Genomic DNA, 19,620 nt, shown 5'->3' on the forward strand with positions numbered 1-19,620 from the left:
CGTAAGGGTTGTACGTGTGTTCGGTAAATTCTTGTGCCCCCTGTGAACTTGTGTCCCCTGTGAAAGGGGGCCGGTCAGCCCGCCAGGTCGTTCTCCTGGGCGACGATCGCGGTGAGGTCCGCGCGGCCGTCGCCGGGGACGTCGGAGGCGAGGAGGGTCGCGCCGAACTTGGCGTAGGCCTCCGCCGATCCCGGTACACCCGGGGTGTTCTGGCTGATGACCTTCCGCTTCGCCGGGTCCGGACCGCTCGCCGAGCCGTGGACGACGGCGACCTGACCGGTGAGGCCCGCGACGGTCAGTGCGGCGAGGGCGGTGGTGGCGCGCAGCGGGTGCTTCGCGGTCAGGGGCTCCAGGAGGAAGGCGGTCGCACAGGGCGCGTGACCTCGATGCGGCGGAATCGCATGGGTGTCACGGGTACGGCGATCAGGGGACCCCCGGCGGGGCCGGTGGGTTGTGCGGGAGTCCGGTGAACTCCCGGGGTTTCCCGCCGGCTTACAGGAACTCCGAGGTGGAGAAGGTGACGGCCGGCTCACTGCTCACGAGCCCCTTCTTCGCGCCGGGGAAGACCGCGACGGTGTCCTTGGTCTCGCCCCGGTACGTCCGCACCGCGAGGTCCGCCCGCCCGTCCCCGTCGAAGTCGCCCACGGCGATGACCCGGCTGGTGCCCACGGCCCCCGGCTCGACGGTGACCATGCCCGACGCCGACAGTCCGGCCGTACGGCCCCGGAACACCTTGATCCGCGACCCGCTGGAGACGAGTTCGCTCAGCCCGTCGCCGTCGAAGTCGGCCGCGTCGAGCATGGAGCCGGGGGAGGCGAGGGTGGCGCGGCCGGCGGTGGGCAGGTCGTAGCGCAGGGCGGTGCCGCCCATCGCGCCGATCGCCGCGTCCAGGGCCTTGCCCTTGCCGAAGCGGCCGAGGGCGACGTCGATGCCGGCCGGCAGCAGGGTGCCGGTGCGGTCCGGTCCGGTGGGGCCGCCGAGGACGAGGGCGGAGGTGGCGGTGCCGTCCGCCGTACGGACGACCAGGTCGTCGTATCCGTCACGGTTCACGTCGGTGGCCGGGCCCGTGGGGAGCTCGCCGGGTGCGGGGACGGGGGCGGCGGCCTCCTTCGGGGCGCCCTTCCTGGTGAACGGGCCGCGCAGATAGGTGAGTCGGGACCCGGAGGCGTGCAGGACGAGATCCTGGGCGTCGTCCCCGTCGAAGTCCCCGCACACCGGCTGGTCCGGCCAGTCGTTGCCGGCCCGGGCGCGTGCCGGGACGACGAGCTTGACCGCCTTGCCGGTCAGTCCTGACGGGGAGCCGAAGAGGATCTGGAGGGGGACCGGCGGCTGCCCCTGCCCGTCGTAGGGCGGATCGGTCGACACGACGAGGTCCGTGAAGCCGTCCCCGTCGAGGTCACAGGTGGCCTCCGCCTCGAACACGGCGGGCAGCTGTCCCTTGGTGGCGACGGCCTGCTTCGCCGGACTCAGCAGCTGTCTCGCGCCCGGAGTCAGCCCGCGCGCACTCCCGTACACGATCCCGATGCCGGCGTCGTCCGCGTGCGCCTGCGCCTTGACCAGGTCGTCGAGTACGAGGTCCCGGTGGCCGTCGCCGTTGAAGTCGTCGGCGACCTCGCTGCCCTTGCCGCGCGGGACGGGCAGCTTCGCCGGAGCGTTCGCGGCACGCACGGGCGGCGTGCTGCGGTCGGCGCTCCCGGTGTGCTGGGTGGGTCCGCAGGAGACGAGCAGGAGAGCGCCACAGAGCACCGCCGTACCGGCTCCGGCCATTCGCACACGCACCGCACACCTCGTCAGCATCATCGACAACGAACCCCGGCAATGATGCACGCGTTCGAGCCCGGGGTTAAGGGGGAGTTCAGCCGGGGTTTGCGGCCGGTGGACCGGGGGAGCGCCGCGACCGTGCCTTCGTGAGGGGCCCTGGCGGGTCCCGGCCTGGCTGCTGTTCGTCGGGAGGTACCGCCCGCCCGCCCTTCAGCGCCGCTGCTCGGAGAAGTACGCCGACACCCCGGAGGGGAGCGACGGCGCCTGCTTCACGGACGCCCCCGGCATCGGGCCCGAGGCCCGCGCCAACCGTTGCCGCCCCGGGCGATCTGGATGGGGGGCCGCCCGCCGAGGGGCCCGTGTCACGGTGTGTTCCGCACCTCGTGGTGGACCGCCCAGGCGTCCGCCACCGGGCCCAGGTGGTGGAGTTTGTCGGGGTTGATGACGTTGCGGATCGTGTGGATCCGTCCGTCGTGGATGTCGAGGACCATGGTGTGGAGCACCTTGCCGTCCCGGTCGTGGAAGACCGCGCCCGGCTCGGAGTTGACCTCGGCCGGCTCGAACGTCACCGCGGCCCGGGCCATCCGGGGGAAGACGGCGGCCAGCAGCCGGGCCACATCGCGCGCGCCGACGACGGACCGGGCCAGCTGCGGGGCCTTGCCGCCGCTGTCCCCGACCAGGGCCACCTCGGCGGCGAGCAGATCCCGCAGCCCCTCCACATCGCCCTCGCGCAGCGCCTCGAAGAACCGCGTGGCCAGCTCCGCCCGCTCCTCGCGGCCGGCCTCGAACCGCGGCCGGCCCTCGGCCATGTGGCGCCGCGCCCGCACCACCAGCTGACGGCACGCCGCCTCCGAGCGCCCCACCGCCGAGGCGACCTCGGGGAAGCCGAAGTCGAACACCTCGCGCAGCACGAACACCGCCCGCTCCAGCGGACTGAGCCGTTCCAGCAGCAACAGGGCGGCCATCGACACCGAGTCCGCCAGCTCCGCCGACCGTTCCGGATCCTGGTAGGGGTCCGCGAGCAGCGGCTCGGGGAACCACGGGCCGACGTAGGCCTCGCGCCGGACGCGGGCCGAGCGGAGCACGTTGATCGAGACCCGGGTCACCGCGGTCGAGAGATAGGCCCTGACCGACCTGGGCTCGGTCGGCGAGGCCTCGAAGCGCAGCCAGGTCTCCTGGACGGCGTCCTCGGCCTCGCTGACGCTGCCCAGGATCCGGTAGGCGATCGAGAACAGCAGCGGCCGCAGTTCCTGGAACTCCTCGGTCCTGGTCCTGACCATGCCGCTCCCCTTGACCGACGTGTTCTCGATTCCCGAGTCCGGTCAGCCGGCGAAGGACTCGGGGCCGAACCGGCCCCACGCGATGAACACCGCGAGCACGAGATAGACCGAGTTCAGCGCCACGAACCCCGGCTCGCCGAGCCGACCGTGGGTGATCATCGCACCGACCATCAGCAGGATCCAGCAGACGGCGGTCACCGGCACCAGCGCAGGGGCGATGCCGACCACGGCGGGCAGGACCAGGCCCACGGCGGCCAGGAGTTCGAGGACCCCGAGGGTCCGGAGGAAACCGGGGCTCACCTGTGCCGTCCACCCTCCGCCGGGGGCCGCGGCCAGCTTCTCCCGGGCCACGAACGTCTTGGTGAGCCCACCGGCCAGGGCGACCGCGGCGAGCAGCGCGGCACCGATCCACAGGGCGAGGTTCATCGTCCACTCCTTGAGTCTGCGAGCGAGTTGTCGTCGTCCTCTACGACAGGACGGCGTCCTCGCCAGTGACATCACCGGGCACGGGAACGACGAGGCCCCCCGCGCCCAGGTGGGTGCGGGGGGCCTCGGGTGCCGATCGGGCTACTTCACCGGCTCCGGTTCCGGGGCGGACTCGGGCTCCTCCGCGTCCTGCGGGTCCACCGGGGTCTTCACGGACTCCAGCAGGAGCTGGGCCACGTCGACGACCGTGACGGACTCCTTGGCCTTGCCCTCGTTCTTCTTGCCGTTGACCGAGTCGGTCAGCATGACGAGGCAGAACGGGCAGGCCGTGGAGACGATGTCGGGGTTGAGGGAGAGGGCTTCGTCGACACGCTCGTTGTTGATGCGCTTGCCGATCCGCTCCTCCATCCACATCCGCGCACCACCGGCGCCGCAGCAGAAGCCGCGCTCCTTGTGGCGGTGCATCTCCTGCTGGCGCAGGCCCGGGACGGCCGACATGATCTCGCGCGGGGGCGTGTAGATCTTGTTGTGACGGCCCAGGTAGCAGGGGTCGTGGTAGGTGATGAGACCGTCGACCGGGGTGACCGGCAGCAGCTTGCCCTCGTCGATGAGGTGCTGGAGCAGCTGGGTGTGGTGGATGGTCTCGTAGTCGCCGCCGAGCTGCGGGTACTCGTTGCCGATGGTGTTCAGGCAGTGCGGGCAGGTCGCGACGATCTTCTTCGCCGAACGGGGCTTCTTGGTCTCCGGGTCGTCGTCGTCCTCGCCGAAGGCCATGTTCAGCGCGGCCACGTTCTCCATGCCGAGTTCCTGGAACAGCGGCTCGTTGCCGAGCCTCCGCGCCGAGTCACCGGTGCACTTCTCGTCGCCGCCCATGATCGCGAACTTGACGCCCGCGATGTGGAGCAGCTCGGCGAACGCCTTCGTGGTCTTCTTGGCGCGGTCCTCCAGGGAGCCCGCGCAGCCGACCCAGTACAGGTACTCGACCTCGGAGAGGTCCTCGATGTCCTTGCCGACGACCGGCACCTCGAAGTCGAGTTCCTTGAGCCATTCCAGGCGCTGCTTCTTCGCCAGGCCCCAGGGGTTGCCCTTCTTCTCCAGGTTCTTGAGCATCGTCCCGGCTTCCGACGGGAACGCGGACTCGATCATCACCTGGTAGCGGCGCATGTCGACGATGTGGTCGACGTGCTCGATGTCGACGGGGCACTGCTCGACACAGGCGCCGCAGGTGGTGCAGGACCACAGGACGTCGGGGTCGATGACGCCGTTCTCCTCGGCGGTGCCGATGAGGGGCCGCTCGGCCTCGGCGAGCGCCGCGGCGGGCACGTCCTTGAGGGCCTCGGCCGAAGCCTTCTCCTCGCCCTCCATCGTCTTGCCGCCGCCCGCCAGCAGGTAGGGCGCCTTGGCGTGCGAGTGGTCCCGCAGCGACATGATCAGCAGCTTCGGGGAGAGCGGCTTGCCGGTGTTCCAGGCCGGGCACTGCGACTGGCAGCGACCGCACTCGGTGCAGGTCGAGAAGTCGAGGAGGCCCTTCCAGGAGAACTGCTCGACCTGGGAGACGCCGAAGACGTCGTCCTCGCCCGGGTCGGTGAAGTCGATCGGCTTGCCGCCCGACGTCATCGGCTGGAGCCCGCCGAGCGCGGTGGAGCCGTCCGCGTTGCGCTTGAACCAGATGTTCGGGAACGCGAGGAACCGGTGCCAGGCGACGCTCATGTTGGCGTTCAGCGAGACGACGATCATCCAGATGAACGAGACGCTGACCTTGATGCCGGCGAACAGGTAGACCAGCGTCTGGAGCGTGGAGACGTCCAGCGAACGGAAGGCGGCGACCAGCGGGTACGAGGCGAAGAACGCGGCCTCGTAGTGGTCCACGTGGTGCATCGCGCCCTCGAGGCCGCGCAGCACGTAGATGACGAGGCCGATGGTGAGGATGACGTACTCGACGAAGTACGCCTGCCAGGCCTTGGAGCCCGTGAAGCGGGACTTGCGGCCGGGGCGCGAGGGCAGGTTCAGCAGGCGGATCGCGATGAGCACGGCGATGCCGAGGCCGGTCATCACGGTGATGAACTCGACGTACATCTCCCACGGCAGCCAGCCGCCGATGACCGGGAGGACGAAGTCGGCCTTGAAGAGCTGGCCGAGGGCCTGGCCCAGGATCGGGATCAGGGTCAGGAAGCCCATCGCCACGAACCAGTGGGCGAAGCCCACGATCCCCCAGCGGTTCATCCGGGTGTGGCCGAGGAACTCCTTCACCAGCGTCACGCTGCGCTGGTAGGGGTTGTCGATCCGGGTGCCGGCGGGCAATGGCTGGCCGAGCATGAAGAACCGGACGAACTGGGCGATGACGCGTGCGAACAGTGCCGCGCCGACCACGGTCAGGACCAGCGACACGATGATCGCGGCGAGTTGCATGTCGGGGCTCCTCGGGCCTGCGATGGGGGGTTCTTTCGAGAGGGGTGAAACGGGGTGGAGCTACATTACTAAGCGGTAACTTATGCAGTTCTACGAGAGTACCCGCATCGTCCCCCGCACTGTAGCCAGGCGTGCGGTGATCTATGTCGCTGAGGGTTGCCTTAAGAACCGACCGTGTTACTCGTATCAAATTGATACATTCGCATCTAATTTAGACCCGTGCTCTACGGGATCGCCGCCGCCACGACCGCCCTCCTCCTCGCCGCCGTCCTCACCGGACTGCTCCGCACCGCCGCCCTGCGGCTCGGGGTCGTCGACCGGCGGTGGCAGCACCGCAGGCTGCCGCTGTTCGGGGGTGTGGCCGTGGTGCTCGCGACCTGCCTGGTGGCCGTCGTGGGGGACCGGACCGGCGTCGCGCCGCTGGGCTCCGGCGTCGTCGAACTGCTCGTCGCCGGGGCGGCGGTCGCCGGGCTCGGGCTCTTCGCCGACGTACGGCGGGTCAAGGCCCGCGCGCTGGTCGCCGGTACGGCGGTGGCGGCGGCCTGTGTCGTGCCGTACGGGGAGACCGGTGTCGCCGGAGGGCTCCTCGCCGTCTGCTGGATCGTCCTGGTCGCTGTGGGTTTCCGGGCCCTGGACCATGCCGACGGTCTCGCGGGGTCCGTCGGGGTCCTCACCGCCTTCGGGGTCGGCGCCTGCGCCGCGGCCGAGGTGATGGACGGGCTCGCCGTCCTGCTGAGCGTGCTGGCCGCCGCGCTGACCGGGTTCCTCATGCACAACTGGCCGCCCGCGCGCGTGGGGCTCGGTTCGTGCGGGTCGCTGTTCGCCGGGTTCGTGCTCGCCTCGGCCGCGGTGGTCACCCGGGCCGGATACGGGCTCGGCTCCAGCGCTGCGGTGCTGTTCGCGCTGACGGCCCTGGTCGCCGCCGAGGTCCTCCTCCTGGCCCTGACCCGCCGCGCCGCCGGCACCCGCCACCTCGCCCACCGGCTCCGGCGGCTGGGGCTCACCCCGCAGGGAGTGATCGTCGTCCTCGGCGCGGGGGCCTTCTGCGGGGTGCTCGTCGCGGTCCTCGTGCACCTCGGGTGGCTCGCCGAGTCGGGGGTCCTCTGGGTGGTCGCGGGCGCCCTGGTCGTCGTACTCGCACTCCTTCGTGCGAAGCCGTCCCCGCAGGTCAGGCCTCGGTTGCGTGTAAGGAACGGATAAGAGTTGAGCCTCCATGACTCAGGTCTGTTGACCGAGCGGCGGACGTCATGCACACTTGAGTCCGTTCCACTCAAGTCAGCTGGAGGAAATCACCATGGCACGTGCGGTCGGCATCGACCTGGGCACGACGAACTCGGTCGTCAGCGTTCTGGAGGGCGGCGAGCCCACCGTCATCACCAACGCCGAGGGTGCCAGGACCACGCCGTCCGTCGTCGCCTTCGCGAAGAACGGTGAGGTGCTGGTCGGCGAGGTCGCCAAGCGCCAGGCGGTCACGAACGTGGACCGGACCATCCGCTCCGTCAAGCGCCACATGGGCACGGACTGGAAGGTCGAGCTCGACGGGAAGCCCTTCAACCCGCAGCAGATGTCCGCGTTCATCCTGCAGAAGCTGAAGCGCGACGCCGAGTCCTACCTGGGCGAGAAGGTGACCGACGCGGTCATCACCGTCCCGGCGTACTTCAACGACTCCGAGCGCCAGGCGACGAAGGAAGCCGGCGAGATCGCCGGTCTCAACGTCCTGCGGATCGTCAACGAGCCCACCGCGGCCGCGCTCGCGTACGGCCTCGACAAGGACGACCAGACGATCCTCGTCTTCGACCTCGGTGGCGGCACCTTCGACGTGTCCCTCCTGGAGATCGGCGACGGCGTCGTCGAGGTGAAGGCCACCAACGGCGACAACCACCTCGGTGGTGACGACTGGGACCAGCGCGTCGTCGACTACCTGGTGCAGCAGTTCAAGGCCGGCCACGGCGTGGACCTCGCCAAGGACAAGATGGCCCTCCAGCGCCTCCGCGAGGCCGCCGAGAAGGCCAAGATCGAGCTGTCGAGCTCCACCGAGACCTCGATCAACCTGCCCTACATCACCGCCTCCGCCGAGGGCCCACTGCACCTGGACGAGAAGCTCACCCGGGCTCAGTTCCAGCAGCTGACCGCGGACCTCCTGGAGCGCTGCAAGACCCCGTTCTTCAACGTCATGAAGGACGCCGGCGTCTCCATCAACGAGATCGACCACGTCGTCCTCGTCGGTGGCTCCACCCGGATGCCCGCCGTCGCCGACCTCGTGCGCGAGCTCACCGGCGGCAAGGACGCCAACAAGGGCGTCAACCCGGACGAGGTCGTCGCCATCGGCGCCGCCCTCCAGGCCGGTGTCCTCAAGGGTGAGGTCAAGGACGTCCTGCTCCTCGACGTGACCCCGCTGTCCCTCGGTATCGAGACCAAGGGCGGCATCATGACCAAGCTCATCGAGCGGAACACGACGATCCCGACCAAGCGGTCCGAGATCTTCACCACCGCCGAGGACAACCAGCCCTCCGTGCAGATCCAGGTCTACCAGGGCGAGCGCGAGATCGCGGCGTACAACAAGAAGCTCGGGATGTTCGAGCTGACCGGTCTGCCGCCGGCCCCGCGCGGTGTCCCGCAGATCGAGGTCGCCTTCGACATCGACGCCAACGGCATCATGCACGTGACCGCGAAGGACCTCGGCACGGGCAAGGAGCAGAAGATGACCGTCACCGGTGGCTCCTCGCTGCCGAAGGACGAGGTCAACCGGATGCGCGAAGAGGCCGAGAAGTACGCGGAGGAGGACCACGCCCGCCGCGAGGCCGCCGAGTCCCGCAACCAGGGCGAGCAGCTCGTCTACCAGACGGAGAAGTTCCTCAAGGACAACGAGGACAAGGTCCCCGGCGAGGTCAAGACCGAGGTCGAGGCCGCCGTCGAGGAGCTGAAGGCCGCGCTCAAGGGCGAGGACACCGCCGAGATCCGTACCGCCACCGAGAAGGTCGCGGCCGTCTCGCAGAAGGTCGGCCAGGCCATGTACGCCGACGCCAACGCCGCGCAGGCCGCGGGTGGCGCCGACGCCGGCACCGAAGCCCCCAAGGCCGACGACGACGTCGTGGATGCCGAGATCGTCGACGACGAGCGCAAGGACGGTGCCGCGTGACCGAGGAGACCCCGGGCTTCGAGGAGAAGCCCGACGTCCCCTCCGGCGCGACCCCCGACGACGCCGAGCCGAAGGCCGCCGCCCCCTCCTCGGAGGCGGGGGCGGCCCAGGCCGGGGACGCAACAGCACAGATCGCCGGTCTGACGGCCCAGCTGGACCAGGCCCGCAAGGCGCACGAAGAGCGCACCGCGGACCTCCAGCGGCTCCAGGCCGAGTTCCAGAACTACCGCCGCCGTGTGGAGCGGGACCGGATCACGGTCAAGGAGATCGCCGTCGCGAGCCTCCTGACCGAACTCCTGCCCGTGCTCGACGACATCGGCCGCGCGCGGGACCACGGCGAGTTCGTCGGCGGCTTCAAGTCCGTCGGGGAGTCGCTGGAGACCGTCGCGGCGAAGATGGGTCTGCAGCAGTTCGGCAAGGAGGGCGAGCCCTTCGACCCGACCATCCACGAGGCCCTGATGCACAGCTACGCGCCGGACGTCACCGAGACGACGTGCGTGGCGATCCTCCAGCCCGGGTATCGCTTCGGCGAGCGCACCATCCGCCCCGCGCGGGTGGCCGTCGCCGAACCTCAGCCGGGCGCGCAGCCGGTCAAGGCCGAAGGGGCCGACGAGACCACGACGGCCGGCGAGGACAAGGACAGCGGCCCTGAGGAGGGCTGAGGTCACCCGTATCGAGCGGAACACCGGAAAGGGGGCGCGTCGAGGATGAGCACCAAGGACTTCATCGAGAAGGACTTCTACAAGGTCCTCGGCGTCCCCAAGGACGCCACCGAGGCCGAGATCAAGAAGGCGTACCGGAAGCTCGCCCGCGAGTTCCACCCGGACGCCAACAAGGGCAACGCCAAGGCCGAGGAGCGCTTCAAGGAGATCTCCGAGGCGAACGACGTCCTCGGTGACCCCAAGAAGCGCAAGGAGTACGACGAGGCCCGCGCCCTCTTCGGCAACGGTGGCTTCCGCCCGGGGCCGGGCGCGGGCGGCGGCAACTTCAACTTCGACCTGGGCGACCTCTTCGGAGGCGGCGCCCAGGGCGGCGGCGCCGGGGGTTCCGGCGGCTTCGGCGGCGGCATCGGTGATGTCTTCGGCGGCCTGTTCAACCGGGGCGGTGCGGGCACCACCCGTACCCAGCCCCGGCGCGGCCAGGACATCGACACCGAGGTCACCCTGAGCTTCACCGAGGCCATCGAGGGGGCCACGGTGCCGCTGCGGATGTCCTCGCAGTCCCCGTGCAAGGCCTGCTCCGGCACCGGCGACAAGAACGGCACACCGCGGGTGTGCCCGACCTGCGTCGGCACCGGCCAGGTGGCGCGGGGTTCCGGTGGCGGCTTCTCCCTCACCGACCCCTGCCCGGACTGCAAGGGCCGCGGACTGATGGCCGAGCACCCCTGCATGGAGTGCAAGGGCAGCGGCCGCGCCAAGTCCTCCCGGACCATGCAGGTCCGTATCCCCGCCGGGGTGACGGACGGCCAGCGGATCCGGCTGCGCGGCAAGGGCGCACCGGGCGAGCGCGGCGGCCCGTCCGGCGACCTGTACGTCACCGTGCACGTCGACACGCACCCGGTCTTCGGCCGCAAGGGCGACAACCTCACGGTCACGGTCCCGGTCACGTTCACCGAGGCGGCCCTCGGCGGCGAGGTCAGGGTCCCCACCCTGGGCGGCCCCTCCGTCACGCTGAAGCTGCCGCCGGGCACGCCCAACGGCCGCACCATGCGCGCCCGGGGCAAGGGCGCGGTCCGCAAGGACGGCACCCGCGGTGACCTCCTGGTCACCGTCGAGGTGAGTGTCCCGACGGACCTGACGGGGAAGGCTCGTGACGCACTGGAGGCGTATCGCGAGGCGACCGCGGGCGAGGACCCGCGGGCGGAGCTGTTCCAGGCCGCGAAGGGAGCTTGATCGAGATGGACGGCCGTCGACGCAACCCGTATGAACTGACCGAGGAGACCCCGGTCTACGTCATCTCGGTGGCGGCCCAGCTCTCGGGCCTGCACCCGCAGACCCTGCGCCAGTACGACCGCCTGGGTCTGGTCTCCCCGGACCGCACCGCGGGCCGGGGCCGGCGCTATTCGGCCCGTGACATCGAACTGCTCCGCGCGGTGCAGGCGCTGTCGCAGGACGAGGGCATCAACCTCGCCGGCATCAAGCGCATCATCGAGCTGGAGAACCAGGTCGCCGCGTTGCAGTCCCGCGTCGCCGAGATGGAGGCCGCCCTGGAGGGCGCCGCCGCGGCGATGCAGCAGCGGGAGGCGGCGGTGCACGCGTCGTACCGCCGTGACCTGGTGCCGTATCAGGAAGTGCAGCAGACCAGCGCGTTGGTGGTGTGGCGGCCCAAGGGGCGGCAGGACTGACGCGGTCCGATCAAGATGAAAGGGGCCCGGAGGACGAACCTCCGGGCCCCTTCATCTGTGCGGGGTGGACTCAGCTGAACGTCCAGCTGCCCGCCGGGGCGGACTCGGTGCCGTCCGCGTAGAGGGCCGTCACCTTGTAGAAGACCGTGCTGTTCGACTTCGCGGTGCTGTCGGTGAACCAGTAGGGGTCGGTGCCCTGCACGTCGAAGAGCTGGACGTACGTCTGCGAGGGGTTGTCCCAGCGGTAGACGCGGTACCCGGTCGCGGTGCCGTGGGTGTCCGCGGACCCGTCGTAGTTCAGGTACACCTCACCGTTCGCGGCGTTCACCGTGAGGATGTCGGTCTCCTCGGCGTACATCTGGTCCGGCGTCATCTTGAACTCGTTGACGTCGTCCGTGGCCGCGGAGGCGAGATCGAGGGCGTTTCCGTCGCTGTCGACGGCGACGACCGCGTAGCGCAGGTTCTGGTCGTCGGGCAGGTTCGGATCCCGGTTGGAGGACTGCGTCGAGCCGTACACCAGGCTGTCGGTGATGTCGGTGTACGGCGACCAGACGCCGTCGGCGTCGACACTCCGGTAGACCTCGTAGTGGTCGAAGTCGTCGGCGGTGCTGTCGTCCCAGTCGAGCAGGATGCCGTTCTCGGCGGATGTCGCGACCAGACCGGTCACCGCGCCGGGCGGTGTGCGGTCACCCAGGTGCTGGACGGTGACGGAGGCCGAGGCGGGGCCCAGGTTGCCGTCGTCGTCCTCGGCGCGGACGTAGTAGGTGTACGTCGCGTCGACGTCGACGTCGTGGTCCACGAACTCGCCGGTGGCGTCGCCGATGTAGGCGCCGTCGCGGTAGACCCGGAAGTTCTCCAGGTCGGCGTCCTGGTCCCGGTTCCAGGACCAGGTCAGGGTGACGGCGGTGTCGCCGCTGGTGGCCGTCAGGTCGTCCGGGACGAAGGTCGGCGCGGTGTCGTCGTAGGTCTCGAACCCGGCGGTGCCGGAGACGGCCGACTCGTTGCCGTGCGTGTCGACGGCGGTGACGACGTAGTAGTACCAGTCGCCGGTCCTGGCCGGGGTATCGGCGAAGGAGGCGCTGGAGGGGGTGCCGATCAGGTTCTCGGCGGTCGGCACGACGGGCTGGGACGTCGAGCGGTACACCCGGTAACCGGCCAGGTCCGACTCGGAGTTGCCGTCCCAGGACAGCGTCACCGTGTCGACCGGTCCCACGCCCCAGTTCTCCTCCACACCGGCCGGCGCGGAGGGGGCGGTGGTGTCGGCGGTGGCCTTGACGGTGGTGACCGCCTTGTCGGTGGAGCCGGCGGAGGTGTTGCCGGCCTTGTCGTAGGCGCGGACCTCGTAGTAGTAGGTGTCGCCGTTCTTCGGTGGGGTGTCCGTGTACGAGGTGGCGGTGGTCGTGGTCAGCCGCGTCCACGTGTCACCGGTGCGGCGGTAGACCTTGTACCCGGCGAGGTCCATCTCCTTGTTCTTCGCCCAGGTGAGTTCGGCCTCGCCGGTGGTCTCGTCGTACGTCACCGAAGTGCCGGTCGGGGCAAGGGGCTTGACCTTGTCGGCGGTGGCCGAGGTGCGGGGCGTGTAGCCGAACTTGACCTTGGCGGAGCCGGTCCAGTTGACGTAGTCGATCCGCAGGGTGTGCTTGCCCTTGGGGACGGTGACGTTGACGGTCTTGCTCACCGTGGTGGAGGTGTTCTTCCACAGGTCGATCTTGCGGGCGTTGTCGGTGCCGGGGTCGAGGTAGACGCGGATGCCGTCGAGTCCGGAGGCGGAGAACGTGAACGGGCCGCCGGAGCCGAAGTCCCTCGTCACCGTCCACCGCACGCCGAAGTTGTTCGACGGCAGGCCCGAAGCCGGTGCCTTGGTGCCCCAGTTCTGGTCGACGGCGCTGTCGCAGTCGGTCTTCTTCGGCGTTCCGGAGAAGCTCGTGTTCGCGAAGAACTGCCGCTTGAAGACCGGCGAGGCGCAGGTCGTCGCGGCGGAGGCGGGCGTGAGCGTGAGCAGGGTGCCCGCAGTGGCGAGGACGACGGCGGTCGCGGTGGCCGTGGTCGTACGTCTGGCTGGGTTCATCGGTTCCTTCGGTCGTGATCGTCAACGGAAGGCAAAGCCGTTGACGATCACGACCGACCGGACCGCGCATTGGTTGTACGGCGTACTCAGGGAAACGCGTCGAAGACGCTGTCGACGGCCGCCGTCCACATCGACTCCGCGCCCGTGCCGAACGCGGCGGCCAGCGCGTACCCGACGGCCGCGTCCATGGCGTCCGGCTTGGCGTCCGAGCGCCAGTCGGCTGCCACCCGGCCGTCGCCCTTCGAGTGGAAGTCGCCCAGCCGCCGCCCGTCGCGCAGCAGTCGGCTGTCCGGCATGGAGTCGGGCACCAGCCGCCAGTGCCGGCCCGCGTGCCGGACGTCGACCCGGTACGAGCGCCGGATCAGCCGTCCCCGGCCGGGGGCCAGCGCGGCCGCCTCGCCTCCGACGGTGAGGATGAGCAGACCGGCGTCCCGGGTGCCGATCGGGGTGTGCTCGTCGGCCTTGGTGCCGTTCGCCCGGCTCAGCACGACCCGCGGTATCGCCTCGCCCTCGACGACGACCTCACCCCGCCGGCTGTTCAGACGGACGGTGAGCGGGCCGAAGAGGGCGTCCGTGACGGAGCCTTCGCTGATGGTCATACCGTCCTCGTGGAGTCGTCAGGAGTTCGGAGCTCTGACTGTCCAGTCGCCCGCCGGCAGGTGTTCGGTTCCGCTGCCGGGGGTGCGGCGGCAGCCGCCCGACCCGCGGCTACGGCGTGGAGACCGCGTAGTCGCCCGCCGGCACGGACTCGGTGCCGTCCGCGGCCAGGGTGGTCACCCAGTAGAAGGACGCGGTGCCGCGCAGGGCGCCGGTGTCGTGGTACGAGGTGACATCGCCGGCGACGTCGGCGATCTTCTCGTACGCCTCGGTGGCGGTGTTCCAGCGGTAGACGCGGTAGCCGGTCGTCTCCTGGGAACCGGCGCTCCAGTTCCAGTCGAGGAGATTGCCCTCGTCACCCTCCGCCCCGGACGCGTCCAGTTCCAGCGGAGAACCCTCCGGAGTCACGACGCCCGGCGTCACGTCGAGTTCCGTCGCCGTGACGATGTTGGCCTCGCCCGCCGTCTTCCAGGCGGACCACCAGTTGTCGTCGTACGCGTCCACGAAGAGGCAGGCCTCCTCGCCGTCGGGCAGCGTCGCGTACTCGTAGGACGTGGTGTCGGCGGACAGCCACTCCACCTCGTGCACGGAGCAGACCTTCTCCTCGTCGTCGCCCAGGAGTTCACCCCGGTAGACGACGTAACGCCCCAGGTCGGGCGCCGGGTTCGGGTCCCAGGACAGCGAGAAGCCGTACCCGGTCGGTGTGACCTCCAGCCCCGTCACCGCGGGCGGCGCGGTGGTGTCCGGGCGGGTGGTCGTGACGGCGGCGGAGCGCGCGGACTCGTTGCCGGCCGCGTCGAGGGCGGTCACCCGGTAGGTGTACGTGCTCTCCTCGGCCGCCGAGGTGTCCAGGTACGAGGCCGTCGTCGGGTCGCCGATCCCGACGTACGAACTGCTTCCCTTCGGCGCCCGGTACACCCGGTAGGACGCCGCTCCGGCGACCTCGGTCCACTCGATCTGGATTCCGGAGAGCGAGAGGGAGGTGTCCAGCCCGGTGGGCACGGCGGGCGCGGTGCGGTCGGCCGTGGTGACGAGCTGGTCCGCCGTACCCGCCGACTCGTTGCCCGCCTTGTCGTACGCGCGCACCTCGTAGTAATAGCTCGCGCCGGTCACCGGAAGCGTGCCGTCCGTGTACGAGGTCGCGGTGGTCGTGGTCAGCGACGTCCAGGCGTCGCCGGTGCGCCGGTAGACCCGGTACCCGGCGAGGTCCATCTCCTTGTTCTTCGCCCAGGTCAGCTTGGCCTTGCCGGTCGCGGAGTCGTAGGCGACGGAAGTCCCGGTCGGGGCAAGGGGCTTGACCTTGTCGGCGGTGGCGGAGGTGCGGGGCGTGTAGCCGAACTTGACCTTGGCGGAGCCGGTCCAGTTGACGTAGTCGATCCGGAGGGTGTGCTTGCCCTTGGGGACGGTGACGTTGACGGTCTTGGAGACGGTCGTCGTGACGTTCTTCCAGAGGTCGATCTTGCGGGCGTCTGCTGTGCCGGGGTCCAGATAGACCCGGATGCCGTCCAGACCGGAGGCGGCCAGGGTGAACGGGCCGCCGCTGCCGAAGTCCCTCGTCACGGTCCAGCGGACGCCGAAAGTGTCCTTCGGCAGCCCGGAAGCCGGGGCGCCCGTGCCCCAGTTCTGGTCGATCACGCTGTCGCAGTCCGTCTTCTTCGGTGTCCCGGAGAAGCCGGTGTTCGCGAAGAACTGCCGCTTGAAGACCGGCGAGGCGCAGGTCGTCGCGGCGGACGCGGGCGTGATCGTGAGCAGGGTGCCCGCGGTGGCGAGCACGACGGCGGTGGAGGCCAGGGCCGTCGTACGTCTGGCTGGGTTCATGCGGTCCTTCAGTCCTGTTCGGCGACGCGCAAGATCAGGCGTCGCGGAACAGGACCCCCTGGGCGATGGATTGGTTGTACGCCGCCGCCCGATCATGATCACTTTTAGATCACGCTTTCTTCGTCACGAAGTTCCCTTATCTAAAAAAATCACCATCGATCTCCCTGTTCTGAGTAAAGGCTCGATAAAGATCGCGTGTATATCTCGTTCCTCATCCCTCACGAATCCAACCGGGGGAACCTGAATGGGAGTTGGAGTGCAGGACAGAAACCGAAGACGTTGGGTCACGGCCGCCGCGGCGATGACGCTGGCCGGCCTTCTGGCGGGCGACCCGTTGGTCTCGTCGCCCGCTGCGCAGGGCACCGGCGCGCAGCAGGACATAGTGAACAGCCCGGCTCGCGCCGTCACGCTCGGTGATGACGCGCCGGACATAGCCGAGCTGCTGGGCCTCAGTGAGGAGCAGGCGGCCCGGCGTAACGCGAAGATCAACGGCAAGCGCGTCGAGCTGGTCTCGCGGCGCAGCGAGACGTCCACCGTGTACGTCAATCCGGACGGAACCTTCACGGCCGAGTCGTTCGCCGGGCCGGTCAGGATCAAGCAGGACGACGGCTCCTGGCAGGACATCGACACCGAACTGTCCGACGAGGGCGCCGCGTTGGAGCCGGTGGCCGCGGCCGCCGACATCACCGTCTCGGACGGCGGCGACAAGAAGCTGGCCTCGGTCTCCGCAGGCGGCGCCTCGATGGCGCTGGGCTGGGAGGAGACCCTGCCCACGCCGACGGTGAAGGACGACACCGCCGCCTATGACCTGGGCGAGGGGCAGACGCTGACCGTCACCGCCCTGAAACAGGGCTTCTCCCAGAGCGTCCTCCTGGACTCGGCGCCCACCGGCGAGCTCGTCTACCGCATCCCCGTCACCCTCAAGGGCCTGACGCTGTCCGAGGCCGACTCGGGACGCCTGCTGCTGAAGGACGCGGCGGGGAAGCTGGTCGCCGAAGCGCCCGCGCCGATGATGTGGGATTCCTCGAAGGACGCGAAGTCCGGCGAGTCCAAGAACCTTGCCCTGGTCGACACCGAGATCGAGACCGCCGCCGACGGCTCCCAGACCCTCGTACTCGCCCCGGACGCCGACTACTTCGCGCAGGACCTGACCTATCCGGTCACCGTCGACCCCACCTCCACCCTGGCCGTCACCACCGACACCTGGGTGGCCACCAACTACAACGACTCGCAGGTCTCCTCGACCGAGCTGAAGTCGGGCACGTACAACGCCGGTGACACGGTGGCCCGTTCGTATCTGAAGTTCGACGTGTCGGGCTACGAGGGCGTCCACGTCATCGACACCGACCTGGCGCTGTACTCGTACTGGTCCTCCTCCTGCGACGTCGGCACCGGCACCGCGGTGCGACGGATCACCGAGTCCTGGTCGTCGTCCACGATCACGTGGGCCGACAAGCCCGCCGCCACCACCACGGGCCAGGTGATCAACACCGCGTCCAAGGGGTACTCCACCAGCTGCCCGGCCGGCACGATGAACTTCGACATCGACACCATCGTCCGTGCGTGGACGAGCGGATCCGCCTCCAACCACGGGCTGTTGGTCCGCGGCACCGACGAGACCGACTCGCTGACCTGGCGGCGTTTCCGCTCCGCCAACTACGTCTCCGGCGACGGCTCGACCGAGCCGCACCTGACGATCACGTACAACTCGTACCCCGAGACCCCCGGCACTCCCGTCCTGTCGCCGTCCACCACCAGTGGCGGCGCCAAGGTGGTCACCTCGCTCACGCCGGTCCTGTCGACGATGGTGAACGACGCCGACCCGCAGCGTCAGCGTGCTCAGTACGCCATCGAGCCCGACCCGGCGTACAACGACACGACCTACACGCTCACCGCCGACACCCCCTACGTGGACAGCATGGAGACCGCCGCTCTCGCCGTGCCCGAGGAGACGCCGCTGGTCGACGGCACCCATCTGCGGGTGCGGGCCCGGGCCTACGACGGCACCGACTACTCGACGGCGTGGGGCTCCTGGCAGACCTTCACGGTCGACACCTCCAAGGCTCCCGCGCCGGAGGTGCCCACGGACCCGGCGACCGGAGCCACCGAGACCACCACCCCGCTGCTCACGGGCGTCGTGACAGCGGCCGGTAACGGTGCCCTGAGCGCCGAGTACCTGCTGTCCGACGCGTCGGGCAACCCGGTGGGAAGCACCCTCACCGCCGGTACCCAGGACGGCGACCGGGCCGTTGCCATGGTGCCGGACGGTCTGCTCACCGACGGCGCCACCTACAAGTGGAAGATGCGCGCCTGCGCCGACGGTGTGTGCTCCGCCTACACCCCTCTGAAGACGTTCACCCTGGACGTGGTCGAGGAGGAGACGGAAACCTCCGCCACCACGGGCACCGCGCCCGAGGCGGTCACCGACCTCAAGGCCGTGGCCGGCGATCACGGCGCCCTGGTGACCTGGTCCGCGGCGGTGTTCACCGGTGACACGGACGACGTCGTCACGTACACCGTCACCGCCGTGGCCGCCGACGGCACGACGGCCGGGACGAAGACCACCACAGGCCGGTCGGCCGTCTTCACCGACCTCGACGAGGGTGTCTCATACTCCTTCAAGGTCACCGGGCAGAACGACTACGGCACGAGCCCGGCCGCCACATCCAACACCGTGGTCCCCGTCGCTCTGGTGGACGGGACGTCCGCGTACGAGATCGCTGTGAGCGCCTACCACTTCGCCCGGGAAGGCCTGGTCTCCGGCAGCTACACCGACTCTGCCGACGCCGCGAGCAACAGCTTCTACGGCCCGCAGTTCGTCGACCTGCTCGCCAGGGACCAGGAGTCGCTCCTGCGGGAGCGGATCGCCGTCTCCGAGGACGACACGGACAGCGACCCGGAGGAGGCCTCGTTCAGTGACGTGCTGGCCATCCCGTCGGCCGACGGCAGCACCGTCACCCTGCGCGCGACGGTGACCAGCACGAACGTCGTCGTGACCGACGTGAGCACCGAGGCAGCCGACCCCACGGACGAGACGGGCAGCTTCGACATGCGCTACACCCTCAGCGCCGGTGCGGAGCCTGAACTGCTCTCCGAGGTCAGCGCGTCCGCCGAGGAGATGGCGGTACGGCCGACCCGCGCCGCGCTCGTCGATCTCGGTAACGCCATCGAGGGGGAGATCATCGAGGACACCGATCCCTCGGCGTTCGACGGTGACTCCACGGACGATGGCAGCGAGACCACCAGCACCGCGGCCACGGTCTCCTTCGACGCCCAGCAGGCAGGCACCTACCTCCGTACCGGAGCGGCCACGTGGGCCGTGGGCCACTGGAACTCGCCCGAGATGTATGACGCGGACTGCACGAACTTCGTCTCCCGCGCCATCCACTACGGCGGTGACGTCAGGATGAAGGGCAAGGGGAACGGGACCTACAAGGACACGGACCTCTGGTGGTACGAGCCGAGCACCTTCTTCCGCGATCAGACCATGACCTGGATCAACGCGAGTTACTTCAGGAAGTTCATGCTGAAGCACATGCTTCACTCGAAGCGCACCACCAGCACCGCGTTCGTGGGTGACGTGATCTTCTACGACTGGACGAACGACGGCAAGATCGACCACACGTCGATCATCACCAAGATCAGCAACGGGAAGATCTATGTGACGCAGCACACCAAGGCCTACAAGTACCGCAGCCTGGCGGCGCAGAAGAAGGTCAAGCCGAAGATGAAGATCTGGATCTACCGGCCCAAGCCGAAGTGGTACTGAGCTGAGGGG

The 19,620-nt window shown here is 69.5% G+C and carries 14 protein-coding genes; 6 read left to right on the forward strand and 8 right to left on the reverse strand.

The features are described 5' to 3' along the window. Positions 1-74: 74 nt before the first annotated feature. The 5 genes from HLK59_RS13200 to HLK59_RS13220 all read right to left on the reverse strand — a co-directional run bounded on the left by HLK59_RS13200 (position 75) and on the right by HLK59_RS13220 (position 5,876). The gene (locus HLK59_RS13200; protein WP_171141571.1) at positions 75-533 is read right to left on the reverse strand and encodes a hypothetical protein; all 459 of its coding nucleotides are present in this window, start codon (positions 531-533) and stop codon (positions 75-77) included. Next, positions 493-1,767: a VCBS repeat-containing protein gene (locus HLK59_RS13205; RefSeq protein WP_171141604.1), complete on the reverse strand. Its 1,275-nt coding sequence runs from the start codon at positions 1,765-1,767 to the stop codon at positions 493-495. Before HLK59_RS13205 ends, HLK59_RS13200 begins: the two co-directional genes overlap by 41 nt. A gap of 356 nt (positions 1,768-2,123) precedes the next feature. After that, entirely contained in the window at positions 2,124-3,041 is a 918-nt protein-coding gene (locus HLK59_RS13210) for an RNA polymerase sigma-70 factor (protein ID WP_171141572.1), read from the reverse strand. 42 nt (positions 3,042-3,083) lie between these two features. Beyond that, positions 3,084-3,467, reverse strand: a complete 384-nt coding sequence (locus HLK59_RS13215; RefSeq protein WP_171141573.1) for a DoxX family protein — start codon at positions 3,465-3,467, stop codon at positions 3,084-3,086. Positions 3,468-3,608: 141 nt separating this feature from the next. Beyond that, positions 3,609-5,876 carry a 4Fe-4S dicluster domain-containing protein gene (locus HLK59_RS13220; protein ID WP_171141574.1) on the reverse strand — a complete coding sequence of 756 codons (2,268 nt, stop codon included), beginning with the start codon at positions 5,874-5,876 and terminating at the stop codon, positions 3,609-3,611. Between the two features lie 219 nt (positions 5,877-6,095). Between HLK59_RS13220 and HLK59_RS13225 the strand changes: the two genes are divergently transcribed. From HLK59_RS13225 to HLK59_RS13245, 5 genes are all read left to right on the forward strand, one after another. Further along, positions 6,096-7,076, forward strand: coding sequence for an MraY family glycosyltransferase (locus tag HLK59_RS13225; RefSeq protein ID WP_171141575.1), 981 nt, complete (start codon positions 6,096-6,098; stop codon positions 7,074-7,076). Positions 7,077-7,170: 94 nt separating this feature from the next. Next, positions 7,171-9,015 carry a molecular chaperone DnaK gene (dnaK, locus tag HLK59_RS13230; protein WP_171141576.1) on the forward strand — a complete coding sequence of 615 codons (1,845 nt, stop codon included), beginning with the start codon at positions 7,171-7,173 and terminating at the stop codon, positions 9,013-9,015. Next, positions 9,012-9,677, forward strand: a complete 666-nt coding sequence (gene grpE / locus HLK59_RS13235) for a nucleotide exchange factor GrpE (RefSeq protein ID WP_171141577.1) — start codon at positions 9,012-9,014, stop codon at positions 9,675-9,677. The genes dnaK and grpE overlap by 4 nt, the downstream gene beginning before the upstream one ends. A gap of 45 nt (positions 9,678-9,722) precedes the next feature. After that, the gene (gene dnaJ, locus HLK59_RS13240) at positions 9,723-10,907 is read left to right on the forward strand and encodes a molecular chaperone DnaJ (RefSeq protein WP_171141578.1); all 1,185 of its coding nucleotides are present in this window, start codon (positions 9,723-9,725) and stop codon (positions 10,905-10,907) included. 5 nt (positions 10,908-10,912) lie between these two features. After that, positions 10,913-11,359 (forward strand): helix-turn-helix domain-containing protein, encoded by a 447-nt coding sequence (locus HLK59_RS13245; protein ID WP_171141579.1) that lies wholly within the window; start codon positions 10,913-10,915, stop codon positions 11,357-11,359. 70 nt (positions 11,360-11,429) lie between these two features. Here the strand turns inward: HLK59_RS13245 and HLK59_RS13250 are convergent, their stop codons facing one another. The 3 genes from HLK59_RS13250 to HLK59_RS13260 form a co-directional block, all read right to left on the reverse strand. Then, positions 11,430-13,427 carry a PA14 domain-containing protein gene (locus HLK59_RS13250; RefSeq protein ID WP_171141580.1) on the reverse strand — a complete coding sequence of 666 codons (1,998 nt, stop codon included), beginning with the start codon at positions 13,425-13,427 and terminating at the stop codon, positions 11,430-11,432. Positions 13,428-13,513: 86 nt separating this feature from the next. Continuing rightward, a complete protein-coding gene (locus HLK59_RS13255) occupies positions 13,514-14,026 on the reverse strand; it encodes a hypothetical protein (RefSeq protein ID WP_171141581.1) in 513 nt (170 codons plus the stop codon). Positions 14,027-14,135: 109 nt separating this feature from the next. Next, on the reverse strand, positions 14,136-15,842 hold the full coding sequence (locus tag HLK59_RS13260) for a PA14 domain-containing protein (RefSeq protein WP_171141582.1): 1,707 nt from the start codon (positions 15,840-15,842) through the stop codon (positions 14,136-14,138). Between the two features lie 256 nt (positions 15,843-16,098). Here HLK59_RS13260 and HLK59_RS13265 point away from each other — a divergent pair, with 256 nt between their 5' ends. Next, positions 16,099-19,611, forward strand: a complete 3,513-nt coding sequence (locus tag HLK59_RS13265; protein ID WP_171141583.1) for a DNRLRE domain-containing protein — start codon at positions 16,099-16,101, stop codon at positions 19,609-19,611. The last annotated feature ends 9 nt before the right edge of the window (positions 19,612-19,620 follow it).

This window comes from Streptomyces sp. S3(2020) (assembly GCF_013044505.1).
Lineage (GTDB): Bacteria > Actinomycetota > Actinomycetes > Streptomycetales > Streptomycetaceae > Streptomyces.